5 protein-coding genes are annotated in these 7,404 nt (G+C 72.9%); all 5 read left to right on the forward strand.

The window, feature by feature from the left end:
- Positions 1-11: 11 nt before the first annotated feature.
- The 5 genes from ACZ418_RS18625 to ACZ418_RS18645 are packed head-to-tail and all read left to right on the forward strand — an operon-like array spanning position 12 to position 7,263.
- Positions 12-872 (forward strand): bifunctional methylenetetrahydrofolate dehydrogenase/methenyltetrahydrofolate cyclohydrolase, encoded by an 861-nt coding sequence (locus ACZ418_RS18625; protein ID WP_468363723.1) that lies wholly within the window; start codon positions 12-14, stop codon positions 870-872.
- Positions 869-2,152 (forward strand): serine hydroxymethyltransferase, encoded by a 1,284-nt coding sequence (gene glyA, locus ACZ418_RS18630; RefSeq protein ID WP_468363726.1) that lies wholly within the window; start codon positions 869-871, stop codon positions 2,150-2,152. Before ACZ418_RS18625 ends, glyA begins: the two co-directional genes overlap by 4 nt.
- Positions 2,149-3,381, forward strand: a complete 1,233-nt coding sequence (locus tag ACZ418_RS18635) for a sarcosine oxidase subunit beta family protein (RefSeq protein ID WP_468363729.1) — start codon at positions 2,149-2,151, stop codon at positions 3,379-3,381. Before glyA ends, ACZ418_RS18635 begins: the two co-directional genes overlap by 4 nt.
- Positions 3,382-3,392: 11 nt before the next feature.
- Positions 3,393-6,668 (forward strand): sarcosine oxidase subunit delta family protein, encoded by a 3,276-nt coding sequence (locus ACZ418_RS18640; protein ID WP_468363732.1) that lies wholly within the window; start codon positions 3,393-3,395, stop codon positions 6,666-6,668.
- Complete coding sequence (locus tag ACZ418_RS18645) at positions 6,661-7,263, forward strand: sarcosine oxidase subunit gamma (RefSeq protein WP_468363735.1); 603 nt, start codon at positions 6,661-6,663, stop codon at positions 7,261-7,263. The genes ACZ418_RS18640 and ACZ418_RS18645 overlap by 8 nt, the downstream gene beginning before the upstream one ends.
- Positions 7,264-7,404 lie beyond the last annotated feature (141 nt).

The raw sequence follows: 7,404 nt of genomic DNA on the forward strand, positions 1-7,404 counted from the left end.
GAGTACCGCACGTGACCGCACAACTCCTCGACGGCAAGGCGACCGCCGCCACCATCCGTCGTGAACTCGCCGAGCGCGTGGCCAAGTTGACGGCCCTGACCGGCCGGCCGCCCGGCCTCGGTACCGTCCTCGTCGGCGACGACCCGGGCAGTCACGCCTACGTCTCCGGCAAGCACCGCGACTGCGCGCAGGTCGGCATCGCCTCCCTGCGCCGCGAGCTGCCCGCCGACGCCACCCAGCGGCAGGTCGAGGACGTCATCGACGAACTCAACGCCGACCCGGCCTGCACCGGCTACATCGTGCAGCTGCCGCTGCCGCGCCATCTGGACGCGAACGCCGTCCTGGAGCGCATGGACCCCGCCAAGGACGCCGACGGACTGCACCCGGTCAACCTCGGCCGGCTCACCCTCGGCGTCGAGGCGCCCCTGCCGTGCACCCCGCGCGGCATCGTCGAACTGCTCCGCCGCCACGACGTCCCGCTCGCCGGAGCACGGGTGTGCGTCGTCGGCCGGGGCATCACGGTCGGACGGCCCATCGGACTCCTGCTCACCCGCAGGTCCGAGAACGCCACCGTCACCCTCTGCCACACCGGAACCAAGGGCCTGGCCTGGCACGTGCGCGAGGCGGACATCGTCGTCGCGGCGGCCGGCTCACCCGGACTGATCACCAAGGACATGCTGCGCCCCGGCGCGGCCGTCCTGGACGTCGGCATCACCCGCACCGAGCACGGGCTCGTCGGTGACGTCCACCCGGAGGCCGCCGAGGTCGCCGGATGGCTCGCGCCGATGCCCGGGGGAGTGGGACCCATGACCCGAGCCATGCTGCTCGCCAACGTCGTCGAGGCCGCCGAGAGGAACGCGACCACCGTATGAACGCGCTGAACACGCCCCTGGCGGAGCTGGACCCCGAGGTCCACGAAGCCCTCCGTGCCGAGCTGCACCGCCAGCAGTCCACCCTGGAGATGATCGCCTCCGAGAACTTCGCGCCCACCGCCGTGATGGAGGCGCAGGGCTCGGTCGCGACCAACAAGTACGCCGAGGGCTATCCCGGCCGCCGCTACTACGGCGGCTGCGAACACGTCGACGTCACCGAGCGGCTGGCGATCGAACGCGTCAAGTCCCTGTTCGGTGCGGGCTACGCCAACGTCCAGCCGCACTCGGGCGCCCAGGCGAACACCGCCGTGTTCTTCGCCCTCCTCCAGCCCGGCGACACCGTCCTCGGCCTCGACCTCGCGCACGGCGGCCACCTCACCCACGGCATGCGCATCAACTACAGCGGCAAGATGCTCAACGTCGTGCCGTACCACGTCTCCGAGGCGGACAACCTCGTCGACATGGACGAGGTGGAGCGGCTGGCCAAGGAGCACCGGCCCAAGTTGATCATCGCGGGCTGGTCGGCGTACCCCAGGCAGCTGGACTTCGCGGCCTTCCGCCGGATCGCCGACGAGGTCGGTGCCCTCCTCATGGTCGACATGGCGCACTTCGCGGGCCTGGTCGCCGCCGGACTGCACCCCAGCCCCGTCCCGCACGCGCACGTGGTCACCACCACCACGCACAAGACGCTCGGCGGTCCCCGCGGCGGGGTGATCCTCACCAATGACGCCGACCTCGCCAAGAAGATCAACTCGGCGGTCTTCCCGGGCATGCAGGGCGGCCCGCTGGAGCACGTCATCGCGGCCAAGGCGGTCTCCTTCAAGGTCGCGGCGTCCCCCGCGTTCGCCGAACGCCAGGCCCGCACCCTGGCCGGCGCCCGCATCCTCGCCGAACGCCTCACCCGGCCCGACGCGGCCGCGGCCGGTGTGAAGGTGCTGACGGGCGGCACGGACGTCCACCTCGTCCTCGTCGACCTGCGGGACTCCGAACTCGACGGCAAGCGTGCCGAAGACCTCCTGCACGAGATCGGCATCACCGTCAACCGCAACGCCGTCCCCTTCGACCCGCGCCCGCCCATGGTCACCTCCGGCCTGCGCATCGGCACCCCGGCCCTGGCCACCCGGGGTTTCACCGAGGCGGACTTCGCCGAAGTCGCCGACGTGATCGCGCTGGCCCTCCAGCCCGAGCCGGACGTGTCCGCACTGCGCGCCCGCACCGAGGCGCTGGCCGCCAGGCACCCGCTCTATCCGCACCTCTCGCACGACGGAGACGCCCGATGAGCCCCCGCACCCCCGGCGCCGACCTGCCCGACCACCCGGACTGGCTCTGGCGCACCCCCGAGCCGAAGCGGTCGTACGACGTGGTGATCGTGGGCGGCGGCGGCCACGGCCTGGCCACGGCCCACTATCTGGCGAAGAACCACGGCATCACCGATGTCGCGGTCCTGGAGAAGGGCTGGCTCGCGGGCGGCAACATGGCTCGCAACACCACGATCATCCGCTCCAACTACCTCTGGGACGAGAGCGCCGGCATCTACGAGCACGCGCTCAAGCTCTGGGAGGGCCTGGAGGAGGAGCTGGACTATCCGATCCTCTTCTCCCAGCGCGGCGTGCTGAACCTCGCCCACAGCCTGCAGGACGTGCGCGACAGCGTCCGCCGGGTCGAGGCCAACCGGCTCAACGGCGTCGACGCCGAATGGCTCGACGCGGAGCAGGTCAAAGAGGTCTGCCCGATCGTCAACATCTCGCCCGACGTGCGCTACCCGGTTCTCGGCGGCACCTACCAGCCGCGCGCCGGCATCGCCAAGCACGACTACGTGGCCTGGGGCTTCGCCCGCTCCGCGGACGCCGCCGGCATCGACATCATCCAGAACTGCGAGGTCACCGGACTGGACGTGGTCGGCGGCCGGGTGGTCGGCGTACAGACCACGCTCGGCCCGATCGCCGCGGGCAAGGTGGCCCTGTGCTCGGCCGGCCACACCTCGGTCCTCGCCGCCATGGCGGGCGTCGAACTGCCCGTCCAGAGCCACCCGTTGCAGGCACTGGTGTCGGAGCTCCTGGAGCCGGTGCACCCGACGGTCGTCATGTCCAATGCGGTCCACGTGTACGTCAGCCAGGCGCACAAGGGCGAACTGGTGATGGGCGCGGGCATCGACGCCTACAACTCCTACACCCAGCGCGGCGCGTTCCACATCATCGAAGAGCAGATGTCGGCCGCCCTGGAACTCTTCCCGGTCTTCGCCCGGGCCCACGTGCTGCGCACCTGGGGCGGCATCGTCGACGTCAGCCCCGACGCCTCGCCCATCGTCGGCCTCAGCCCGGTCGACAACCTCTACCTCAACTGCGGCTGGGGGACCGGTGGTTTCAAGGCCACTCCGGGTGTCGGCTGGGTCTACGCCCACACCATCGCCCACGACACCCCCCACGCCCTGAACGCCCCCTTCTCGCTCGACCGTTTCACCACCGGCGCGCTCGTCGACGAGCACGGCGCGGCCGCGGTGGCCCACTAGGGAGCCGAACCATGCTGCTCATCCCCTGCCCGTGGTGCGGGCCCCGCGACGAGGCCGAGTTCCACTACGGTGGCCAGGCCCACGTCCCCTACCCCGAGGACCCCGCCGCCCTCACCGACGAGGAGTGGGCGCGGTACCTGTTCTTCCGCGACAACCCCAAGGGCCCGTTCGCCGAGCGGTGGAGCCATGCTGCGGGCTGCCGCCGATGGTTCAACGCGGTGCGGAACACGGCGACGAATGAGATCCTCGCCGTCTACAAGGTGGGGGAGTCGCGTCCGGAGACGGTGGAGCGACCTGAGGCTTCGGCTGTGTCAGCCCGTCTGGGGGTACCCCCTCTGGGGGAGTTTGACGACAAGGCCCGTTCAGGGCCGGCGGGGGTCCAGGGGGCGGAGCCCTCTGGCGGGGTCGAAGAGGCGGAGCCCCTTCAGGATGGGACGGGTAGGGGCGGCGGAGGCGAACCATTCCGCACCCGCACCGGCGGCCGAATCGACCGCGACACCCCCCTCGCCTTCACCTTCGACGGCACCGAATACCAGGGCTACCGGGGCGACACCCTCGCCTCCGCCCTTCTCGCCAACGGCGTCATCCAGGCCGCCACCAGTATCAAGCTGGGCCGCCCGCGCGGCATCTTCTCGGCCGGGGTGGAGGAACCCAACGCGGTCGTCCAGATCGAGGCCCCCTTCCCGGAGCCGATGCTCCCCGCGACCACGGTCGAGCTCTACGACGGCCTGGTCGCGAGCGGCCTCCCGGGCCAGGGCCGCCTCGCCGCCGAACCGGACCCCGCCCGCTACGACGCCGTACACGCCCACTGCGACCTGCTGGTCGTCGGCGCGGGCCCGGCCGGGCTCGCGGCGGCAGCGGCGGCGGCGAGCAGCGGCGCCCGCGTCATCCTCGCCGACGACCAGCCCGAACTCGGCGGCAGCCTGCTCGGCACCGGCCGGCACCTCGACTGGGTCGAAGCGACGCGCGCCCGGCTCGAAGCCGCCCCCGAAGTACGCGTCCTGCGCCGCACCACCGTCTTCGGCCACTACGACGACAACCACCTCCTCGCCGTCGAGCGCCGCACCAACCACCTCGGCGCCGAGGCCCCGGCGAACGTCTCCCGCGAGCGCGTCTGGCGGATCCGCGCCCGGCACGTCGTACTCGCCACCGGCGCCCACGAGCGCTCGCTGGCGTTCGGCGACAACGACCGCCCCGGCGTGATGCTGGCGGCCTCGGCCCGGACGTACCTCCACCGGTACGCCGTGCTGCCCGGCCGGCACGCGGTCGTGTTCACCACGAACGACAGCGCCTACGCCGCCGCACTCGACCTGGCGGCCGCCGGCGTGGACATCGCGGCGATCGTCGACACCCGGCCCGAGCCGGGGGAGTGGGCCGAGCGCGCCCGGTCCGCCGGGATCGAAGTGCTCGCCGGGCACGCGGTCACCGGCACGGAGGGCGGGGCCCGGCTCACCGCCGTGACGGTCGCCCCGTACGGGGAGTTTGCCGCAGGCCAGCAGTCCACCGGACAGCGGGAGTTCGCCGTCGACCTGCTCCTGGTCTCCGGCGGCTGGAACCCGGTCGCGCACCTGTTCAGCCAGGCGGGCGGCAAGCTCCGCCACGACGAGGTGCTCGGCGCCTTCGTCCCGGACACCTGCCGTCAGGCGGTGGAGGTCGCGGGCAGCGCGAACGGCGCCTTCGACCTGGCCACGGTCCTCGCCCAGGGCGCGGCAGCCGGCGCCCGAGCGGTCGAGGCGGAGGGCTACCCGGCCGAGACGCCCTCGCTCCCGGCCGTGGCCGCACAGCCGTACACCCCGCCCATGCAGGTCTTCACCATCCCCACCGGCACCGGCGCCCCCCGGTTCGTCGACCTCCAGCGTGACGTCACGGTCGACGACCTGGCGCGGGCGACCGGCGCGGGCCTGCGCTCGGTGGAGCACACCAAGCGCTACACCACCGCCGGCACCGGGGGCGACCAGGGCCGGACGGCCGGCGTCCTGGCCAGCGGGGTCGTCGCCGAACTCCTCGGCGTGGACATCTCCGCGCTCGGCCTGCCCACCTTCCGGCCGCCGTACACCCCCGTCTCCTTCGCCGCCCTCGCCGGGCGCGACCGCGGCACGCTCAGCGACCCGGTCCGCACGACGGCCCTGCACGCGTGGCATGTGGCGCACGGCGCCCTGTTCGAGAACGTCGGCCAGTGGAAGCGGCCCTGGTACTACCCGCAGGACGGCGAGGACATGGAGACCGCCGTGCTGCGCGAGTGCCGCGCCGCCCGCGAGGGGGTGGCCTTCATGGACGCCTCCACCCTCGGCAAGATCGACGTACAGGGCCCGGACGCGGCGCTCTTCCTCGACCGGCTCTACACCAACATGATGGGCACCCTGAAGGTCGGGATGATCCGCTACGGCGTGATGTGCCGCCTGGACGGGATGGTCTTCGACGACGGCACGGTCATCCGGCTCGCCCAGGACCGCTTCCTGGTCACCACCACGACCGGCAACGCGGCGGCCGTCCTGGACTGGATGGAGGAGTGGCTGCAGACCGAGTGGCCCGAACTGCAGGTCCACTGCACCTCGGTCACCGAGCAGTGGGCCACGGTGGCCCTGGTCGGCCCGAAGTCCCGCGAGGTCCTCGGCACGCTGGCGCCCCGACTCGCCGTCGGCAACGACGACTTCCCGTTCATGGCGTGGCGGGACACCACCGTCGCCGGGATCGAGGCGCGGGTCTGCCGGATCAGCTTCTCCGGCGAACTCGCCTATGAGATCAACGTGTCACCGTGGGACGCGCTCGCGCTCTGGGAGGCGCTGTACGAGGCGGGCGCGCCGTACGGCATCACGCCGTACGGCACCGAGACCATGCACGTGCTGCGCGCGGAGAAGGGTTACCCGATCGTCGGCCAGGACACCGACGGCACGGTCACCCCGCAGGACCTCGGCATGGGCTGGGCGGTGTCGAAGAAGAAGCCCGACTTCATCGGCAAGCGCTCCTACGCCCGCGCCGACACCGTACGCCCCGACCGCAAGCACCTCGTCGGGCTCCTCCCCGAGGACCCGGCCGCCTTCCTCCCGGAGGGCACGCACCTGGTCGCCGAGAGCGAACTGCCCGCCCCGCCCGTGCCGATGCTCGGGCACGTCACCTCCAGCTACCGCAGCGCGGCGCTCGGCCGGACCTTCGCGCTCGCCCTGATCAAGGGAGGCCGGGACCGGATCGGTGAACGTCTCTTCGCACCCGTCGGCGACCGACTGGTCCCGGTGACCGTCGCAAGCCCCGTCCTCTACGACCCCGAGGGAGCCCGCCGCGATGGCTGACACCGCCCTGACCGCACGGCAGCGCAGCCCCCTGGGCGACGCCGCCCACCGCCTGGCCGCCGCGACCCGCTCCTCCCGGGGCGCGATCCGCCTGGCCGAACTCCCCTTCCTGGCCCAGGTGAACGTCCGTCTCGACGCCAAGAGCCCGGCCGCGGACGCCGTCGGACTCGCCCTGGGACTCCAACTGCCCCTGGAACCCGACACCGTCGTGCACGCGGGGGACGTGACCGCGGTGTGGCTCGGCCCCGACGAATGGCTCGTGGTGGGCCTGCGCGGTACCGAGCGGGACCTGGAGAGCCGGATCCGCTCGGCGGCGGGAGACGAACCGGTCTCCGTCACCGACGTCTCCGCCCAGCGCACCACCCTGCTGGTCGGCGGACCCCGGGCCCGCGACCTGCTGGCCCACGGCTGCTCGCTGGATCTGCACCCGCGTGCCTTCGGCCCCGGCCGCTGCGCCCAGACGACGCTGGCCCGCACCCAGGTCGTCCTGGTGGCCCGCGACGAACCCCGGGCCGGCTTCTGGGTCCTGGTGCGCTCCTCCTTCGCCGGCTATCTGGCGGACTGGCTGCTGGACGCGGCCGTCGAATACCGGTGAGCGGCCCGGCAGGGCGGCGGAGATGACCCGGCGGTGGGGGGGGGGGGGGGGGGGGGGGGGGGGGGGGGGGGGGTGGGGGGGGAGGGGGGGGGGGGGGGGGGGGGGGGGGGGGGGGGGGGGGGGTGGGGGGGGGGGGGGGTA

It is taken from the genome of Streptomyces sp. NPDC030820 (genome assembly GCF_055572075.1).